19 protein-coding genes are annotated in these 18496 nt (G+C 38.2%); 16 read left to right on the top strand and 3 right to left on the bottom strand.

What is annotated here, in order from left to right:
• Positions 1-309: 309 nt before the first annotated feature.
• The 10 genes from ACFQU5_RS04485 to ACFQU5_RS04440 all read left to right on the top strand — a co-directional run bounded on the left by ACFQU5_RS04485 (position 310) and on the right by ACFQU5_RS04440 (position 10335).
• Entirely contained in the window at positions 310-1689 is a 1380-nt protein-coding gene (locus ACFQU5_RS04485; RefSeq protein WP_390285172.1) for a VanW family protein, read from the top strand.
• 16 nt (positions 1690-1705) lie between these two features.
• Positions 1706-3370, top strand: a complete 1665-nt coding sequence (locus tag ACFQU5_RS04480) for a GspE/PulE family protein (RefSeq protein ID WP_390285170.1) — start codon at positions 1706-1708, stop codon at positions 3368-3370.
• An 11-nt stretch (positions 3371-3381) separates the two neighbouring features.
• On the top strand, positions 3382-4425 hold the full coding sequence (locus ACFQU5_RS04475) for a type IV pilus twitching motility protein PilT (RefSeq protein ID WP_390285168.1): 1044 nt from the start codon (positions 3382-3384) through the stop codon (positions 4423-4425).
• A gap of 15 nt (positions 4426-4440) precedes the next feature.
• Positions 4441-5649, top strand: coding sequence for a type II secretion system F family protein (locus ACFQU5_RS04470; protein WP_390285166.1), 1209 nt, complete (start codon positions 4441-4443; stop codon positions 5647-5649).
• A 115-nt stretch (positions 5650-5764) separates the two neighbouring features.
• Positions 5765-6196, top strand: a complete 432-nt coding sequence (locus ACFQU5_RS04465; protein ID WP_390285164.1) for a prepilin-type N-terminal cleavage/methylation domain-containing protein — start codon at positions 5765-5767, stop codon at positions 6194-6196.
• Positions 6197-6307: 111 nt separating this feature from the next.
• Positions 6308-7288, top strand: coding sequence for a type IV pilus biogenesis protein PilM (gene pilM / locus ACFQU5_RS04460; RefSeq protein WP_390285162.1), 981 nt, complete (start codon positions 6308-6310; stop codon positions 7286-7288).
• Positions 7285-7872 carry a malate synthase gene (locus ACFQU5_RS04455; RefSeq protein WP_390285160.1) on the top strand — a complete coding sequence of 196 codons (588 nt, stop codon included), beginning with the start codon at positions 7285-7287 and terminating at the stop codon, positions 7870-7872. The genes pilM and ACFQU5_RS04455 overlap by 4 nt, the downstream gene beginning before the upstream one ends.
• Entirely contained in the window at positions 7872-8615 is a 744-nt protein-coding gene (locus ACFQU5_RS04450) for a potassium transporter (protein ID WP_390285158.1), read from the top strand. Before ACFQU5_RS04455 ends, ACFQU5_RS04450 begins: the two co-directional genes overlap by 1 nt.
• 102 nt (positions 8616-8717) lie before the next feature.
• Positions 8718-9470 (top strand): prepilin peptidase, encoded by a 753-nt coding sequence (locus tag ACFQU5_RS04445; RefSeq protein ID WP_390285156.1) that lies wholly within the window; start codon positions 8718-8720, stop codon positions 9468-9470.
• Positions 9471-9603: 133 nt separating this feature from the next.
• A complete protein-coding gene (locus ACFQU5_RS04440; RefSeq protein ID WP_390285154.1) occupies positions 9604-10335 on the top strand; it encodes a gamma-glutamyl-gamma-aminobutyrate hydrolase family protein in 732 nt (243 codons plus the stop codon).
• A gap of 131 nt (positions 10336-10466) precedes the next feature.
• Here the strand turns inward: ACFQU5_RS04440 and lexA are convergent, their stop codons facing one another.
• Positions 10467-11087 carry a transcriptional repressor LexA gene (lexA, locus tag ACFQU5_RS04435; protein ID WP_390285152.1) on the bottom strand — a complete coding sequence of 207 codons (621 nt, stop codon included), beginning with the start codon at positions 11085-11087 and terminating at the stop codon, positions 10467-10469.
• Positions 11088-11257: 170 nt separating this feature from the next.
• Between lexA and yneA the strand changes: the two genes are divergently transcribed.
• Both yneA and ACFQU5_RS04425 read left to right on the top strand, forming a co-directional pair.
• Entirely contained in the window at positions 11258-11596 is a 339-nt protein-coding gene (gene yneA / locus ACFQU5_RS04430) for a cell division suppressor protein YneA (RefSeq protein ID WP_390285150.1), read from the top strand.
• A complete protein-coding gene (locus ACFQU5_RS04425) occupies positions 11593-12252 on the top strand; it encodes a YneB family resolvase-like protein (RefSeq protein WP_390285148.1) in 660 nt (219 codons plus the stop codon). Before yneA ends, ACFQU5_RS04425 begins: the two co-directional genes overlap by 4 nt.
• 72 nt (positions 12253-12324) lie before the next feature.
• On the opposite strand, the gene ACFQU5_RS04420 is transcribed toward ACFQU5_RS04425, so the two are convergent.
• A complete protein-coding gene (locus ACFQU5_RS04420) occupies positions 12325-12729 on the bottom strand; it encodes a MerR family transcriptional regulator (RefSeq protein WP_390286507.1) in 405 nt (134 codons plus the stop codon).
• A 343-nt stretch (positions 12730-13072) separates the two neighbouring features.
• Here ACFQU5_RS04420 and ACFQU5_RS04415 point away from each other — a divergent pair, with 343 nt between their 5' ends.
• From ACFQU5_RS04415 to ACFQU5_RS04400, 4 genes are all read left to right on the top strand, one after another.
• On the top strand, positions 13073-14113 hold the full coding sequence (locus ACFQU5_RS04415) for an NAD(P)-dependent alcohol dehydrogenase (protein WP_390285146.1): 1041 nt from the start codon (positions 13073-13075) through the stop codon (positions 14111-14113).
• Positions 14114-14363: 250 nt separating this feature from the next.
• Positions 14364-14594 (top strand): DUF896 domain-containing protein, encoded by a 231-nt coding sequence (locus tag ACFQU5_RS04410; protein WP_390285144.1) that lies wholly within the window; start codon positions 14364-14366, stop codon positions 14592-14594.
• 126 nt (positions 14595-14720) lie between these two features.
• Positions 14721-16715 carry a transketolase gene (gene tkt, locus ACFQU5_RS04405; protein WP_390285142.1) on the top strand — a complete coding sequence of 665 codons (1995 nt, stop codon included), beginning with the start codon at positions 14721-14723 and terminating at the stop codon, positions 16713-16715.
• A gap of 620 nt (positions 16716-17335) precedes the next feature.
• Positions 17336-17554 carry a hypothetical protein gene (locus tag ACFQU5_RS04400; RefSeq protein WP_390285140.1) on the top strand — a complete coding sequence of 73 codons (219 nt, stop codon included), beginning with the start codon at positions 17336-17338 and terminating at the stop codon, positions 17552-17554.
• A 286-nt stretch (positions 17555-17840) separates the two neighbouring features.
• Here the strand turns inward: ACFQU5_RS04400 and ACFQU5_RS04395 are convergent, their stop codons facing one another.
• Positions 17841-18473 (bottom strand): response regulator transcription factor, encoded by a 633-nt coding sequence (locus ACFQU5_RS04395; protein ID WP_390285138.1) that lies wholly within the window; start codon positions 18471-18473, stop codon positions 17841-17843.
• Between the last annotated feature and the right edge of the window lie 23 nt (positions 18474-18496).

Here is an 18496-nt window from a genome sequence, read left to right as displayed (position 1 = left end):
TATACATCCTCGCGGAAATTGTGTATTTTAATATTTAGATAGATTTTTTTATAAGAAACTTTCTCATCTTGTAAGAACTTATAAATATTTTCACAATTATTACATTACTTTTAGAGTAATATAGTACAATAGATAGTATATATTTTGTAGGGAATTAGAGGGAATCCTCTACTATTATGGTTCAATTTTGCTGATTTATTAAATTGGTGATATTTGTTTGATTTAGATGAAGTTTCATTGAGAAGAAAATCAAATTTTGAAACATCCTACTATTATAATGTGTTTTCATGAAAACTTGAGGTGAATTACGTGCCATTAAAAATTAAACCGATTTTACTAGCTGCACTAAGTGTAATCATCGTTGTGGTTTTATTGATTCAAGGAAATCTTTTAAATACTGCGTCTGCTGATGAATCTGACAATGGATCAACCATAGCCGGAGTTAAGGTGTCGGGGTTAGATGAAAATGAAATGAAGGAAGCTTTACAGCAAGCTGTCAATACATGGGTTTCTGAGTCCATCGTAGTAAGTGATGGGGAGCAAGAAGTCCTGGTAGACCCTTCGCAGTTCATATTTAATTTAGAAAGTACAGTAGAACAATATCAAACAACTGTGGACAAACCTTGGTTCGCCTTTTGGGAATCTGATCAAGTTGTTCATTTACCAATACAAATAACGGTGCCGGAAGAATTAATAAACTCCCTTACTGTTGTTTCAAGCTGGGATGCCGAAGCGACATTGAATTCAATCATTACCCAAGCTTCCTATTTAAAAGAACATGAAATTGCTGCCGTACAAAATGATATGACTCAAATAGAGAATGAGCGTATTGCACTATCAATTGAAACAATTCCAAATCAAGCAGAAGATATTTCAGATATAGTTAATTTCTTAAATGAGACAGTAGTGTATCCAGGTGAGACGTTTTCATTCATCACAAAAGTGGGAGAAAGCAATGCGAACAACGAAGCCAAGAATTTTGTTGCCTCTCTTTTGTACGATGCCGTGTTGAACACCGAATTCCAAATTGTTGAACGTCATTCACAAGAAAAAATACCTACTTACTTAGAACCAGGAATTAACGCAAGGGTTAATATCCAATATAACGAAGACTTGCAGTTTTTAAACAGTTCGACGAATGCCGTAAAAATCAATGCTTCAGTAGAAGGTTCTGATTTGAAACTTGAAATCTATTCAAATGAAAAAAGCAAAGAAGTTCTCGTACAAACTCATAAGGAAGAAATCTCACCTCGCATTATCAATCGTTATTCGGAAGGTTTAGCGGTTGGACAAGAACAATTGGTCCAAGAGGGAGAAAAGGGAGAACGCGTAATCGTTACTCGAATTATCTCAGAAAGTGGCAATAGAACCGAAGAACAAATTAGCCGTGATTATTATGCACCAACGAATCGAATTGTTTTAATATCTGCACAACAGCCAGAGCAGACTGGTACAACAGATTTTACTGGAACTACAGACGAAAATGGAAAACAAATTGAAAATACTGAAACACCTGGTATAACTAATCCGGATGTAAACACTGATCTTAATGGTAATCAAAACCAAGATTCAGATACACAAATCGATTTAGACAATAATGGTTTACCTGACGTGCCGACTACCGATGGTGAAGAAGAGTTGCCAGAGGGTAGTTATTATGACAAGGGTGGTAACTTGATTACTCCATAGAAAGGAGAGTACGACAATGAGAATGCAGACTAGAAAGAGACTTGGAGACTTGTTAGTTGAAGCTGGTGTAATCACTAATGAGCAACTGAACTATGCTTTATCCAATAAAAGTCGGGATGAAAAACTAGGTGACTTTCTAATTCGAGAAAATTACCTAACCGAGCAACAGTTAATTGAAGTACTCGAATTTCAATTAGGTGTTCCACATATCAACTTAAACCAATACTCAATTGACCCGGAACTTTTACAACTAGTGCCGGTCGAACTTGCCAAAAGAGCAAATGTTATGCCGATTCGCCGGGATAAAAATAAATTATTTATTGCAATGGCAGACCCAATGGATTATTTTGCCATTGAAGAAGTGCGGATGGCAACAGGGTGTCAAATCGAAACAAGTATAGCAGCGAAAGACGACCTCTATCGAACGATTACAAAATATTATGATTTACAGGAGTCGATGGAAGCTGCACTTACTGATCTTGGGGTAACTGCTCCAGAAGCACAGCAGGAGATTACAGATGAAGAATCACCTATTGTACGTCTTGTAAATCAAATCATTGCCAATGGGGTAGCACAAAGAGCCAGCGACATTCACTTTGATCCACAGGAAACCGAATTTCGTGTTCGATACCGTATTGACGGTCAACTTAGAACAGAGCGTTCTTTACCAAAGCATATGCAAAACATGCTTGCAGCCCGTGTAAAGATTATGGGCGGGTTAAATATTACAGAAAATCGTGTGCCGCAAGATGGACGTATTAAAACAATAGTTAATTTTAAACCCATCGACATCCGTTTATCGACTTTGCCAACGATCTTTGGCGAGAAAATTGTAATGCGTATTCTTGACTTAAGTAATGCAGCAACGGATGTAGACAAGCTTGGTTTAAACTCTAAAAATGAACAGCTTTTTCGAAAAATGATTGCCCGCCCTAATGGTATTGTGTTAATTACAGGTCCAACCGGCTCGGGTAAATCAACAACGTTATATGCTGCACTTTCCCACTTGAACAAAGAAGGTGTCAACATTATTACCGTTGAAGACCCAGTGGAATACCAATTAGAAGGAATAAACCAAATCCAGGTGAAGGAAGAAGTAGGTTTGACGTTTGCTGCTGGACTACGTTCGATTCTTCGACAAGACCCTGATATCGTGATGATCGGGGAAATTAGGGATTTAGAAACGGCCGAAATTGCAACTCGTGCTTCGTTAACCGGGCACTTAGTACTAAGCACTTTGCATACAAATAGTGCAGTCGAATCGATTTCAAGGCTTCATGATATGGGAATTGAACCATTCCTAATTTCTTCTTCTTTAGTTGGTGTGGTAGCTCAACGTCTAGTTCGCCGAGTTTGTCGAGACTGTGGACAAACAGTACCTGCTACAGATCGTGAAAAAGAGATTTTCGCAGAGGTTGGCATGACGGTTGAAACAGTCAATCGCGGCCGTGGTTGCCCAGCTTGTAACCATACTGGCTATCGTGGGCGTCTTGCGATTCATGAGATACTACCAATTGACCGAACAATTAAAGACTTTATTCTGCAAAGAAGTAGTGTCAGTTTAATACGAAACTACATGAAAGAAGCAGGTTATCACACACTAGTGCAAGATGGTTTGTTAAAAGTTCTTGATGGCTATACAACAACTGAAGAAGTATTACATGTTGCCACAGTTGAATAGGAAGTGAAAAGATGTTTAGTATCCGTTCATTATTAGAGAGAGCCTATGAAGAAAAAGCATCAGATTTACACATAACAGTAGGAATTCCACCTGTTTACCGTATAAACGGAAAGCTTAGGCAATACGGAGACTATGCAGTCACACCTCAAGACGCACAAGCTCTTGTAAGGGAAGTATTACCTGAGTATAAAGCGGATGAGTATGCGGAAAAGGGGGAAACAGACTTTAATTTCTCGCTAGGGGAATTATGTCGTTTCCGTGTAAACGCCTATCATCAACGAAATGATAGTGCGATTGCATTCCGATTAATTCCGTCGAAGATTCCGACTATTGAATCTCTTGGCATGCCGAAAGTACTCTACGATTTGGCGGACAAGCCTCAAGGATTGATTCTAGTGACAGGTCCAACTGGTTCGGGGAAATCTACGACGCTCGCTGCAATGCTTGATTATATAAATGAAACAAAATCCAAGCACATTATTACACTTGAGGATCCGATAGAGTATTTGCATAATCATAAAAAATCGATTGTCAACCAGCGAGAAATTGGCATCGACACGCAAGATTTTGCAAGTGGACTACGTGCATCCCTTCGTCAAGATCCCGATGTTATTTTGGTCGGTGAGATGCGTGACCTAGAAACAATTTCAACGGCAATTACTGCTGCGGAAACCGGGCATTTAGTATTCGCGACATTGCATACATCGAGTGCACCAACAACAATTGATCGAATTATTGATGTGTTTCCACCACATCAGCAAGGGCAAATACGAATACAGCTTGCAAACGTATTGCAGGGGATTGTTTCTCAAAGACTGTTTGCTCGAAAAGACACAGTCGGTCGTATAGCTGCAACCGAAATACTAACAGCCCCACCTTCTGTCACAAACCTGATTCGAAATGAAAAAGTACACCAAATTCCAAGTGTCATGCAAACGAGTAGAGCGATGGGGATGCATACTTTGGAAACTTCGATTCAAACCCTTATGGCATCTGGTAAGGTGTCGATGGAAGAAGCGCGACCTTTTCTAAAGTTTGAAGACTATAGTAATTGAATGTTGGTGAGTTAATTGACTGTTTATAAATATATAGGTCGGACGAAGCAAGGGGCACAAAAAAAGGGCATTGTGGATGCAGTCAATAAACAGGCTGCCATTGCAAAACTTAGATCTCAAGGCATTAATCCTCGCGAAGTAACCGAATCAAATAGTATTTTTCATAAGGAATTAAATCTGGGTGGTAAAAAAGTTAAAAACCAAGACTTTGTTATCTACCTAAGACAATTTGCAACGTTGATAAGAGCCGGGGTTTCCATTGTAGAATCCACAAGAATTTTAGCAGATCAAACAAAAAGCAAGCCTTTGAAAAAAGCCTTACAAACTGTTGAAGAAGATATCCGGACAGGGGTTTCTTTTTCGGAAGCAACACTAAAGCATCCAAAAGTTTTCCCATTGCTGTTCTCAAACATGATGCGATCGGGTGAGGCAACAGGGAATATTGATGATACTTTAGAGCGATTAGCAAATACTTTTGAAAAACAATATAACCTGAAGAAAAAAGTACAATCAACAATGACTTATCCAGCAGTATTGTTTGTGTTAACGATTGTCGTGGCGATTTTTATGATGGTTGTGATTGTTCCCTCTTTTGTGGAGTCTTTTGAGAGTATGGGTGCCGAGTTACCTTGGATGACAGTTGTAACAATTGCAGTAAGCGAATGGCTGCAGAAGTTTTGGTGGTTGTTACTTCTATTAGTAATTGCGGCTGTAATCACTTTCCGAATGTTATTCAAAAGTAACAAACAATTTAATTATGCAGTGCATTACGCACTACTAAGAATGCCAATCTTTGGTCCACTACTACAAAAATCGGCAATCTCTCGTATGATGGGGACATTATCTTCCTTATTCAGCAGTGCCGTACCCATTCTACAATCACTAACAATTGTTGAACGAGTAGTCGGAAATCCTGTAATGAGTAAAGTTGTACTAGAAGCGAGAGATAATCTTGAAAGAGGGAATACACTTTCGGAGCCGCTTGAACAAAGCTGGCTGTTCCCACCACTTGTAACCTCGATGACAAGAATTGGAGAGTCAACAGGATCGCTTGATTATATGCTTGAAAAAGTAGCCGAGTTTTATGACGCAGAAGTAGAAAGATCTGTTGATACATTGAAATCATTAATTGAACCTTTAATGATTCTTTTCTTAGCCGCAATCGTAGGCGTTATCGTATCAGCAATCTTCCTGCCGATGTTTAGTCTATACGAGCAAATGTAATGAAAAATGGAAATAGGAATTCGGACGTTTTGCAGGGAGGTGAAAAAACATGCAACAAACGTCCATGCAAAAACAAAAACACAATCAAAACATAAAATTTAAAGGAGGATTTAATATGTTTAAAAATATGAAAAAACGTATTAAAAACGAAAAAGGTTTGACATTAATCGAATTATTAGCAGTAATCGTAATCTTAGCAATTATTGCGGCAATTGCAATCCCTGCTATTGGGAATATTATCCAAAACTCTAGAGATAAAGCTGTATTATCTGAAGCAGTAAATATTTTATCTGGTGCTAAAATTGCTCATACTGAAGGTGCGTGTGATGCTTCTTCAACAGATGGTTGTGGTTCGGCCGTACTAAATAATTATATTGATGGTGTTACACTTGGTGAAGGCGAAGGTGAAGCTTCAGCAACAGTTACTTTAGACGAGGATGTATGGTCAATTGAGTATAGTAGATTTGGTGAAATAGATGATGAATCTGCTTTTGATGTTGATGGAGATAGTATTGAAGAAGAAGATTTAACAGCTTTATTAGATTAAAAATAGTTAGTTCCTCACAGAACACCTAATTCTTTTAATTTTAATTAGGTGTTCTAATGAAAAACTAACTAAAGTATCTATCCATTTGAAATAAGTAAAGGAGCCCTGCGCATGTTCAACAAAAAGAAAAAGAATTTCCATGTTTCCATCGAGATTAATGATTATGTTCTTCGCGCGCTTGTTTCAAAGGGCCCAGATTTGTCGCAGGCTGAGGTATTTGAAGTGGCATTGCCTCATGAAATCATCGATGAAGATACCCTAAAAGATGAAATGGCGTTATTCGAGATATTTAAAGAGAATGCTTCCCAATGGGGTGGGAAAAAGCAGAATGTCCGATTTTTCGTTCCCGACCCGACTGTCTTATTAAAAGCTTTCGAACATCCCCGAGATGTTGAACCGAATAAACTAAAAGAGTATGTGCAAATGGAGCTTGGTCATAGCATTCATTTACCTTTCCATGATCCACTCATTGATGTTTATGATCCGACTGAAGGGGATGGACAGGCGATGATGTTTGCCGCAGCTTCTGAAGAAGTAAATAAATACATCAACCTGTTTTTAGACATTCATATGGATCCACAGGCTGCTGACATTCGCGCGTTATGCAATTTGAGGTTACTTGAAAGCATGCAAATGATTGATAACAAGAAAACATACTTAATTGCCAATTGGCTCATTAATGAGTTATCCATTTGTATTTATTCAAATGGGAATGTGGATTTCTTACGTTATCAACAGATTCCAACGACAATTTCCCAATGGCATGCAAAATCATTGAAGGAGAATGAGCTTCAGTTTACATACGATGGTGATATGGAAGATTATCGAATGACGATTATGGATCAGGTGCTAGAGCTTGACCGAATTATGAATTTCTTCCGTTTTTCTCTACATAAAGGAGAAAAGTCCGTTGATGAAATCATTGTGATGGGAGATAATCCATTGCTTGATCAAATTCATAATTACTTACAAGAGACTTTACCTATTACAGCAAAGATGGTAGATGATTCACTAATCGAAAGTTACTATCCAGGATTTAAAGCAAAACATGCATCATTACTTGGGCTGGCGTTAAAGGAGATTCAATCATGATACCAGATATTAACCTCATACCCAAACTTGAAAAAAGTCAACAGGGATCCAAATTTCTTTATATCCTACTAGGCATCATTACTTTATTGGCACTGACATTATTAATTTGGCAATACTTTACTGCCTGGGTAGAGATCGTTGAATTGCAAAGAGAAGAATCAAACCTTATTGCACAACGTGACCAATTAAATATAGACTTAGCTACTTTGCAACCAGGTAATGAAGGGTCTTTAGAACAGTCCTTACAATTTGTAGAAATGGTATCTTATCCAATTTCGCCATTAATCAATGAAATACAAGGACTGCAACCGAGTAATTCCTATTTACGTAACTATACTTTCAGTCCTGAGAGTGTTTCAATCTCCATTGATTTTGAGACGTTAAGTGATGTATCGACTTATGTTTCAAGGCTATCCAATAGCTCTTATTTCATTGATGGACAAGTCCTTTCCATTACAAGCTCTGGGCTAGGAGAAGAGCTTGGAACAGACGATGAAACGGATTTCGATGTCATTCCGAGACAATCTGTTGAAATCACGCTCTTAATCAATGAAACCTATTTAGCTACTGGAGGTGTTCAATAATGAAGCTCTCTGGTAATAAAAATTCTTCTTTATTATTACTTATTGCATTAATAGCCGCTTTATTATTTGCAATCTATTATTACATCCTGTTGCCAAAAAAGGATCACGTTGATTCACTGGAAGGCTCTATAAATGGTTTGCAGACGGAGATTAGTACACTTCAAGGTCAAATTGCTTCATTGGAAGAAGAAGGGACTTCGGAAGTATCTAATGTTTTTGAAATACGTCAAAAATTGCCACAATCTCGTGAAATAGATCAGTTATTGTTAAACTTGGAAGAGATTGAATTCGTGACTGAAACTCGTATTACATCGATTGGATTTAATAGCTATGATGCTCTCGTGTCAGAATCAAATATTGTCCCTGTTCCTGAAGAAGAGGCTGTAACAGACGAGGCTACGGAAGGTCAGACAGATGAAGCCGAAACAACTGAAAATGCAGAAGTAGTTGAAGGGGAGGAAACGGGTGAAACGGTGGAAACGCCTGTATCAGAAATTGCTGCTCAGACTCTTCCACCAGAACTAAAGCTCATCACGTTTAACTTAGAAATCGAGGCATCCGAGAACCAAAATATCCAGCAATTCATCGAGGAAATAGAAAATTTAAAACGGATTATGCATATTGATTCGATTAGCTATTCACTTCCAGGGGAAGAAGGCGAATTCGTGGAAGCCGAAGCTGAAACGTTAAATGCTTCCATCCAGGTAACGACCTTCTATTATGAAGGTGAAGGTGAGTCATAATTTGATTTGTGGCGATTAGTATTAAAAGTATTGGAAATAACAATCAACCTGTCGGGATTCTTTATAGAGTCCCGACCATTTATTTGTAGGAGGTGCGGTTAATTGGAGATTACTTATACTGTATTTGCGTTTATCTTTGGGCTTGTATTTGGTTCGTTTTTTAATGTAGTTGGCTTAAGGGTGCCTAAAAAGGAGTCCATCTCAACACCACCGTCACATTGCACAAATTGTCAGCGTCGTTTAACGCTGCCAGATTTGATTCCTGTTTTATCTTACATATTTTTACGAGGAAAATGCCGTACATGTCATGCGAAAGTAACACCGATTTATTTATTAACGGAACTTGTTACGGGGATTTTATTTTCGTTCTCAGTTTGGAAATTAGGCTTAACAATTGAAACGGCTGTAGCCCTGCTTTTCATTTCCTTGTTAATGATTACAGTAGTTTCTGACTTCGCTTATATGCTCATTCCAGATAAAGTGTTGTTGTTCTTCTTACCTTTATTAGCATTAGGACGCATTTTCTCGCCAATCGACCCATGGTGGGATAGTTTGCTAGGTGCAGTAGTTGGCTTTGGCATCCTTTACCTTATTGCCGTTGTCTCTAATGGGGGGATGGGTGGGGGAGATATTAAACTCTTCTTTTTAATTGGCCTTGTTTTAGGCACTCTGAATACGTTGCTAACACTATTCCTATCAGCATTCATTGGTATGATTGTCGGTATCATCGTCCTGAAGATTCGCAACCAAGGGAGAAAAACTCCTGTCCCATTTGGCCCCTCTATCGCTCTAGCAGCCATTATTGTGTATTTCTACGGAGAAGTAATACTTGACTGGTATGCAAATTTATTTTGATTAATATTTTTATTCACTTGGGCCGTCTCTCTCGTATGAGGCGACTCTTTTTTACATTTTAAAGGAAAAACAAAGTTAAGCTAGAATATTGTAAAGCAAGTTATTATTATAGGAATTATGGAGGTGGTTTTTAATGAAACCAATTATCGGTATTACGATGACAACGAACAACGGACAATATTGTATTAATGAAGCCTATGTGAAGTCTGTACTTCAAGCGGGAGGAATTCCGGTGAATATTCCTTTTGGTGTGGAAAGTGATGCTGAGCAGCTGTTGGAAGGAATCGATGGTTTACTGCTGACAGGCGGGGTAGACGTACATCCGCATTTCTTTGATGAAGAGCCGCACATTAACATTGGCGATATTATGCTGGAACGAGATGAAGTGGAACTTGAGCTGACTGAAGCGGCTCTTAAGAAAACGATGCCGATCTTCGGGATTTGTCGCGGGATTCAGCTATTGAATGTAGCTTTAGGCGGGACACTCTATCAAGATATCAATTCCCAGTATGAGCATACGCCAATCCTTCATAAACAAAATGCTCGCAGAAAAGAAGCATCCCACTATATCGAGATTACCAAGGGCAGTAAGCTACACGAAAGTATCGGAAAAGAGAAAATTGCCGTGAATTCATTCCATCATCAAGCATTGAAGAAAGTGCCTGATATTTTCGAAATTACCGCTAAGGCGAGTGACGGCATCATTGAAGCCTTTGAAATAAAAGATTACCCTTATTGTGTTGGGGTACAATGGCATCCAGAGGAGATGGCGATCGCGGGGGACGAACATGCGAAAAATCTGTTTAAGTCGTTTATCGACGCGTGTGTAGCTAATAAACAGCAAAATGCAACAGTGGTCTCATAGCTACTCTAATAGGCAGTTCTTACCTGAAAATCTTGTTATTTTAGAGTCCTTATGTAAATAAAGCGCACAAAAATATCCCGTTTAAACAAAAAGGTTGTCTCACAGTCTATTGACTAACGAGACAACTTTTTTTAATGAATATTGCGATATAACCCTACTACTTTACCTAAAATCGTTACTTGATTTACTAGGATTGGGTCCATACTTGAGTTTTCAGGTTGAAGACGGAAATGCGTTTTCTCTTTAAAGAAACGTTTTACCGTTGCTTCGTCATCTTCAGTCATTGCAACTACAATTTCCCCGTTATTGGCAGTGTTCGTATGTTTGACAACGACATAATCTCCATCTAATATCCCAGCCTCGATCATTGATTCTCCCATTACTTCAAGCATGAATAGATTTTCTTCACTTGTACCGTAAGCATCTGGTAGAGGGAAGTATTCTTCGATATTTTCGATTGCTGTAATAGGTAGACCTGCTGTAACTTTCCCTACTAAAGGAACATGTACAACGGATTGTTTTTGAATTGCTGCTTCTTCTTGATCTAATATTTCAATCGCGCGCGGCTTTGTTGGGTCTCGGCGAATTAAACCTTTGCTCTCTAAACGAGCTAAATGTCCATGTACCGTTGAACTAGAGGCAAGACCTACTGCTTCCCCGATTTCACGAACAGAAGGCGGATACCCTTTTGCACGAACCTCTTCTTTTATGAATGCTAAAATATCTTCTTGTCTTTTTGATATTTTTTTCAACTCTATCACCTCTTTTGTGAATATGTACCTCTATTAGTTACATATAGTATATCAGTGAATGAACAGAAATGCAAACATAGGTTCGAAATTGGTGTTGACAAAAACAAGTGTTCGTATTAAATTAGGAACATACATTCGCAAAACAATTATTCGAAAAGAGGTTTTAATTTATGAACTGGTTACAAAAAAATACTTATATTGTGGTGTTATTCGTTGCTTTCTTTGTGATGGGTGCATTTCTATTAATTACTGATAATGGCAAAAACACATACGAACAAATTGAGATTCAGCACGGCGATACATTATGGACATTAGCAGAACAATATCGTGGTAAAATGACAATACAAGAGTGGATCGAGCATGTGAAAGCTGAGAATAGTCTTACTGGAGAACATATTGTGGCAGGTCATGCCTTAACGGTTCCAGTTAATTCAAAGAGTATCCATATTGCAAAATTAAAGAGTGAAGAAGAGCTTCATTCGGTAGAGGTAGCGGTTAAGAATAAATGAGCAAACAAAACAAAGCAGTCATCTATACACGTGTAAGTACAGAAAAAAATACACAAGAGACATCCCTTGTGCGGCAAGAAGAGGAACTACGCCGCTATGCGGGCGAAATGAACTTTCAAGTTTTAGAGATTTTCCAAGATCAACATAGTGGTTATGAAGTGGAACGAGATGGACTCCTTGAAATGCTGGACTATATAAAGGAAAAAAATGTAACAGTATTATTTGTGCAAGACGAAACGCGTTTGGGACGCGGTAATGCACGAATGGCTGTCTTGCATTTGCTGCATAAAAATGGGACAACCGTTTATTCCTTAAATAATGCAGGACCCTTAACATTAAATGAGATGGATACAATGTTACTTGAGATTTTAGCAATTGTAGAAGAGTATCAACGAAAAATTCACAATGCCAAAATTAAAAGAGGAATGAGACGAGCTGTAGATAATGGCTATCGCCCCGAGTTGAATATTAAAAATCGGCATAATCATGAAGGGCGCGAACGAATAGAGGTACCAATCGAAGAAATTGTAAAACTCCGTGAAAAAGGACTAACCTTCCAAGAAATTGCTTCAACTTTAAGAGGACTAGATTTTCAAGTAAGTAAAGCAACCGTGCATCGTAGATATATAGAATATATGGAGGGACTTGAAGGCTGAACTCTGGGCCATTCGTCCTTTGCAAAGTAATTGGGCTAGAACAATAAGAACTAGCCCCATCATCTATAATATTTATATCAAAACTTTATGATCTTTATGAATCTCTTCCGTACCTGCTTCCAATGCAATTTTATAATATAAAGTTTTATGTTCAATTACCTCGAGTGTTTTCCTAAGTTCCTCCATTTGTGCTTCTACATTAGCTTTTCTGTCTAAAAACATATCATATCTTTGTTGTAGAGTAGAGTCGCCATCAAAGCACCAAGCAATAAATTCTCTAATATCCCTTATAGGCATTCCAGTTGATTTTAAACATTGTATGATTTTTAGAAATGCAATATCTTCTTCTTTGAATATTCTAGTCCCACTAGGTGTCCGTTCAACAAAAGGCATAAGTCCCTCTTTGTCGTAGTATCGCAAGGTGTATACTGTGAGATTTAATTCTTTTGCAACTTCACTAATAGAATATGTTGTCATCATTTATCACCTTTTCTTATAAAAGTATTTTTTAGGGGTTTATTCTATGAATTACGGAAAGTTTATCACTTTATAAAATTAATTTCAAAGTTGACTAAATAGTTTAATAGAATTAATTCTATTTGATTATTAATTAATTTTATTAAGTTTGTTTAAAATTTGCTCCTCGAAATGAGTTAAGACAAATACTTGACCTAGAGTTAACTATAGGGACTAAGATATTAGTACGGGGAATATTTGGGAGTGATTGAAGAAAAGGTATTCTCACCTTATAAGATTCAATTCAACAGTGCCAATAAATATTTATTCTCTTGTCGACATAATTATATCGGAGGGATTTTTAATGATTACTGCTAAAGCAAGAGCTATCGATGGTCCAAACAAAACGTTTCGTGCTGCTGAAATTACACGACGCGACCTAGATTTGCATGATGTTTTGATTGAAATTAAATATGCTGGTATTTGCCATTCTGATATCCACACTGCTCATGGTGAATGGGGTGCTGTAAACTATCCACTTGTTCCTGGCCACGAGATTGCTGGGATTGTAACAGATATAGGTGCGGAGGTTACAAAGTATCGTATAGGTGACCGTGTTGGGGTTGGATGTATGGTGGACTCTTGCGGAGATTGTGAAAATTGCTTTAAGGGAGAAGAACAATATTGTCTAAATGGACAAGTCCCTACTTATGCTGGAGTAGACAAATACGGTGAACCAACTCAAGGTGGCTATTCTACTCACATTGTAGTGACTGAGAATTTTGTAGTTAGAATTCCAGATAATATTGAGCTAGATAAAGCAGCCCCATTACTTTGTGCTGGTATTACGACATTTTCCCCATTAAAACGATGGGGGGCAGGACCAGGTAAAAAAGTAGCTGTTGTTGGTCTGGGTGGTCTTGGCCATATGGCAGTGCAGATTGCTCATGCAATGGGAGCTGAAGTTACTGTTCTGTCTCAAACATTGAGCAAGAAGGAAGACGGTTTGGAATTGGGAGCTGACCATTACTTTGCGACAAATGATTCTGAAACATTTAACAAACTTGCAGGTCATTTTGATTTGATCATTAACACGGTTAGTGCACAAATTGACATTAATGCGTACTTTAGATTACTTACATTAGACGGTACACTTGTTAATGTCGGTGCGCCCGGTGAGCCCCTATCAGTCAATGTACAATCTCTTATTGGTCAGCGTCGTTCATTTGCAGGTTCTATGATCGGAGGCATTCGTGAAACACAGGAAATGTTAGATTTCTGTGCACAACACAATATTGCTTCCAAAATTGAAATTATTTCAGCCGACCAAATTGACGAAGCCTATGAACGCGTTTTAGCGTCGGATGTCAAATATCGATTTGTCATTGATATTAGTACAATGTAGTATTTAATAATAGATAGGATAGGAGAGGACATTCAAACTGTTTTACTTTTTGAATGTCCTTTTTCTATTAAATATCCCAGGAAAATCTTAGGCATTACACAATACATATCTATCAATTGAGATGAATTACTTGCACTTCCTGCTATTTTTACTTACCTTTGAAGTATTGAATATCTTCATTTAGTATAGGTTATAGCACAATATCTAAATTCTTCCATATTAAATGATTGAAATAGAAAGGTGAGAAATTATGTTATCAGAACAAAAAATCAAACGAATTAATGAGCTATCAAAAAAAGCAAAAGAGGGACAGTTAACAGAAGCTGAGGCAAAGGAACGAACAAATCTTCGTAAAGAATACTTGGATTCATTCCGTTCTTCTTTCCGTAGTACAATCGAAAACGTACAAATTATCGATGCGACTGGAAATGACGTGACGCCAGATAAAATTAAAGAAATTCAGCGCAATAAATTAAACTAATAATGTGACATAATAAAGAAAAGTATGACACTATTCTAAAAATGTCTTGGAATAGGATTGTTTTCTTAGAAAATCTTGTCTAAACTGTAAAAGTACAATATTAAGCGCGAGAAAGGATATCACATAATGGCACACTCTGCTGATCTTTTAGCAATTAATGCAATCCGAACTTTATCAATTGACGCAATCGAAAAAGCGAACTCTGGTCACCCAGGTCTACCAATGGGAGCAGCACCAATGGCTTATACTTTGTGGACAAAACAATTACGTCACAATCCTCAAAATCCAAAATGGGTTAACCGCGATCGCTTTGTTCTTTCAGCTGGTCATGGTTCGATGTTGCTATATAGCTTACTTCACTTAGGTGGGTATGGACTAGATATCGAAGAAATTAAAAACTTCCGCCAATGGGGTTCTAAAACACCAGGACATCCTGAGTTTGGTCATACAGTAGGAGTGGAAGCAACAACTGGCCCTCTTGGTCAAGGGATTGCGATGTCCGTTGGTATGGCAATGGCTGAGCGTCATCTAGCAGCTACATATAATAAGCCAGGTCATGAAATCGTAGACCACTATACGTATGCACTTTGTGGAGACGGCGATTTAATGGAAGGTGTAGCAGCGGAAAGCATTTCATTAGCTGGGCACTTACAACTTGATAAATTAATCGTGTTATACGATTCAAATGATATTTCTTTAGATGGGGATTTAGCAAAATCTTTCTCTGAAAACGTTCAAAAACGTTTCGAATCATATGGCTGGAACTACATCCATGTAGCAGATGGGACTGAAGTAGAAGCAGTGAATGCTGCAATCGAGAAAGCGAAACAATCCGAAGGAAAACCAACATTAATTGAAGTGAAAACTGTTATTGGTTTTGGTTCTCCAAACAAATCCGGTAAAGCGGATTCTCATGGTGCTCCACTTGGTGCCGATGAAGTGGTCTTAACGAAAACAGCTTACGGTTGGGAACATGAGCCTTTCCAAGTACCAGAAGAAGTGTATTCAATTTTCAAAGAAGCTGCAGAAAAACAAGGTGTTCAATCAGAAGCAGAATGGAATGCGAAATTTGAAAGCTATAAAGCAGAATTCCCTGAACTAGCAAAACAATTCATTAATGCAATGAATAACGAACTTCCAGCAGACTTTGATGCAGAAGTACCTGTTTACGAAGCTGGAAAATCAGTTGCAACACGTTCTTCATCAGGTGATGTAATCAATGCTTTAGCGAAAAAAGTCCCTTCATTCTTTGGTGGTAGTGCGGACCTTGCTGGTTCTAACAAAACAACAATCAAAGGTGCTGGTGATTTCTTCCCGGACACTCCAGAAGGTCGCAACATTTGGTTTGGTGTTCGTGAATTCGCAATGGGTGCAGCATTAAACGGTATGGCTTTACACGGTGGTTTAAATGTATTTGGTGGAACATTTTTCGTGTTCTCCGACTACGTTCGTCCAGCTGTGCGTCTATCTGCATTAATGGGTCTACCTGTAACATACGTTTTCACTCATGATTCAATTGCAGTAGGGGAAGATGGTCCAACGCATGAACCAGTGGAGCACTTAGCTTCATTACGTGCAATGCCAAATCTTTCAATAATTCGTCCAGCTGATGCAAATGAATCAGCAGAAGCTTGGAAATTAGCTGTGTCATCTAAAAATGTACCAACTGTGCTCGTTCTTTCTCGTCAAAACTTACCAGTTCTTGATAAGTCTGCAGAACTTGCAAAAGATGGCGTAGCCAAAGGTGCTTATGTGGTATCTCCTGCAACAAAAGAAACACCAGATGCAATCTTAATTGCAACAGGATCAGAAGTTTCTCTTGCTGTAGAAGCACAAAAACAATTACTAGCTGATGGAATCGATGCTTCTGTAGTATCAATGCCATCAATGGATCGTTTCGAGCAACAATCAGCGGAGTATAAAGATTCAGTATTGCCAAAATCTGTTACAAAACGTTTAGCAATCGAGATGGGCTCTTCATTCGGCTGGCATAAATACACTGGGTTCGATGGAGATATCCTGGCAATCGACCAATTCGGTGCAAGTGCCCCAGGCGAAATCGTTATCGAACAATACGGCTTTACGGTTGAAAACGTTGTAGCGAAAGTTAAAGCTTTATAATAGTTCATATGAAGGGCTTTCTAATAAGTCTGTGAATGAGAAACCAGGTGGAGAAAAACGATATGTTTTTCCCACCTGGTTTTTATTTTCTGATAGACAGATGGAAGAGCTGTGCGTTCTAAAGTGACGCTCGATCGGATGATGAAGGACAATTTAGAGATTAGTATGGCTAAAAGTTACTTTCATATTGATAATGAAAGACAAATCGAAGTGCATTGAGATTAAAAGTGTCCTTCATGCGAGTGATGAAGGACAAAAAGGCCTGTGTTGAGTTCAAAAGTGTCCTTCATGCGAGTGATGAAGGACAAAAGGAGTATGTTGAGTTCAAAAATGTCTTTCATCCAAGTGATGAAGGACATAAGAGAGTATAGTGTGGGCAAAAGTGTCTTTCATATTGATGATGAAAGACAAATCGAATCGCATTTAGGTCAAAAAAGTCCTTCATCGGGATGATGAAGGACAAAAGGGAGTATGTTGAGTTCAAAAATGTCTTTCATCCAGGTGATGAAGGACAAAAGAGAGTAGTGTATGACCAAAAGTGTCTTTCATATTGATGATGAAAGACAAACCGATGTGCATTTAGATCACAAATGTCTTTCATCGGGTTGATGAGGACAAAAATGAGTGTTTTAAATTCAAAAATGTCTTTCATCCAAGTGATGAAGGACATAAGAGAGTATAGTGTGGCAAAAAGTGTCTTTCATAATGATGATGAAAGACAAAACGAATTGCAATTATATCAAAATGTCTTTCATCCGGGTGATGAAGGACAAACCGAAGCGCCTAGCCAAGCAAACTGTCCAATAGAAGCAGTCTATTGGATAAACCAAAGCACCTAAAATCGTTACTTTCCCAATACTAGCAAATTATCCAACCAACCATTCATTAAATCATCTATCTTAGAAAACTATACCCAAAATTTTAATAGAAAAAGGCATAATCTATTCTTGATTTCATATAATATATTGTTTTAGAATTTTCTTTTCAAAAATTCTAGTAAACCCCTATTTTACTACCACAGAATTTTTTTCTGTGGTAGCTTTTTTTCGTCGAATCTCAGACAGGATTCTCAGTTCGCCATTAAAAAAGGGAAAAAGAAAAACGTTGGAGCACAAAGCCCCACGTTTATTTTACAAGTCCATTTTGGAATGCATAGACTACTGCCTGCGTACGGTCTTGGACGTCAAGTTTTGCTAGGATATTGCTTACATGAGTCTTGACTGTTTTTAGGGCGATGAATAATTCATCGGCGATATCTTGATTCGTTTTTCCTTGGGCCACCAATAAAAGCACTTCCATTTCACGCTCAGTAAGCTGTTCGTAGAGGGGGGTATTGGCATTGCCTCGCATTTTCGTAATCATTTTAGTCGTCACTTCAGGTTCTAGTACCGTTTCACCATTGATTGTTTTGCGAATGGCCTCTGCAATTTGCTTGGCGTTGGACGTTTTTAGTATGTAGCTGACAGCACCGGCTTCTAAAGCAGGGTAGACTTTATCATCATCAAGGAAGCTTGTCACCATCATGACTTTGGCATGCGGCCATTGTTGCAAGATTTGTGCGGTAGCTTCAGCACCAGTCATGATCGGCATCACATTGTCCATCAGAATAATGTCGGGTTTTAGTTCTAGTGCTTTTTCAACTGCCTGCTGTCCATTTGCGGCCTCTCCGACAACTGTCATATCGGATTGGGCAGAAAGGTAAGCGGAAACCCCAATCCGTACCATTTCATGATCATCCGCAATTAAAATACGTATCATTCTTTCACCTCAATTTTCTTCAA

Source organism: Ureibacillus sp. GCM10028918 (assembly GCF_042666115.1).
Classification (GTDB): Bacteria; Bacillota; Bacilli; order Bacillales_A; family Planococcaceae; genus Ureibacillus.
Note: the sequence above shows the minus strand (reverse complement) of the source record. Positions and strands in the feature narration are given on the sequence as shown.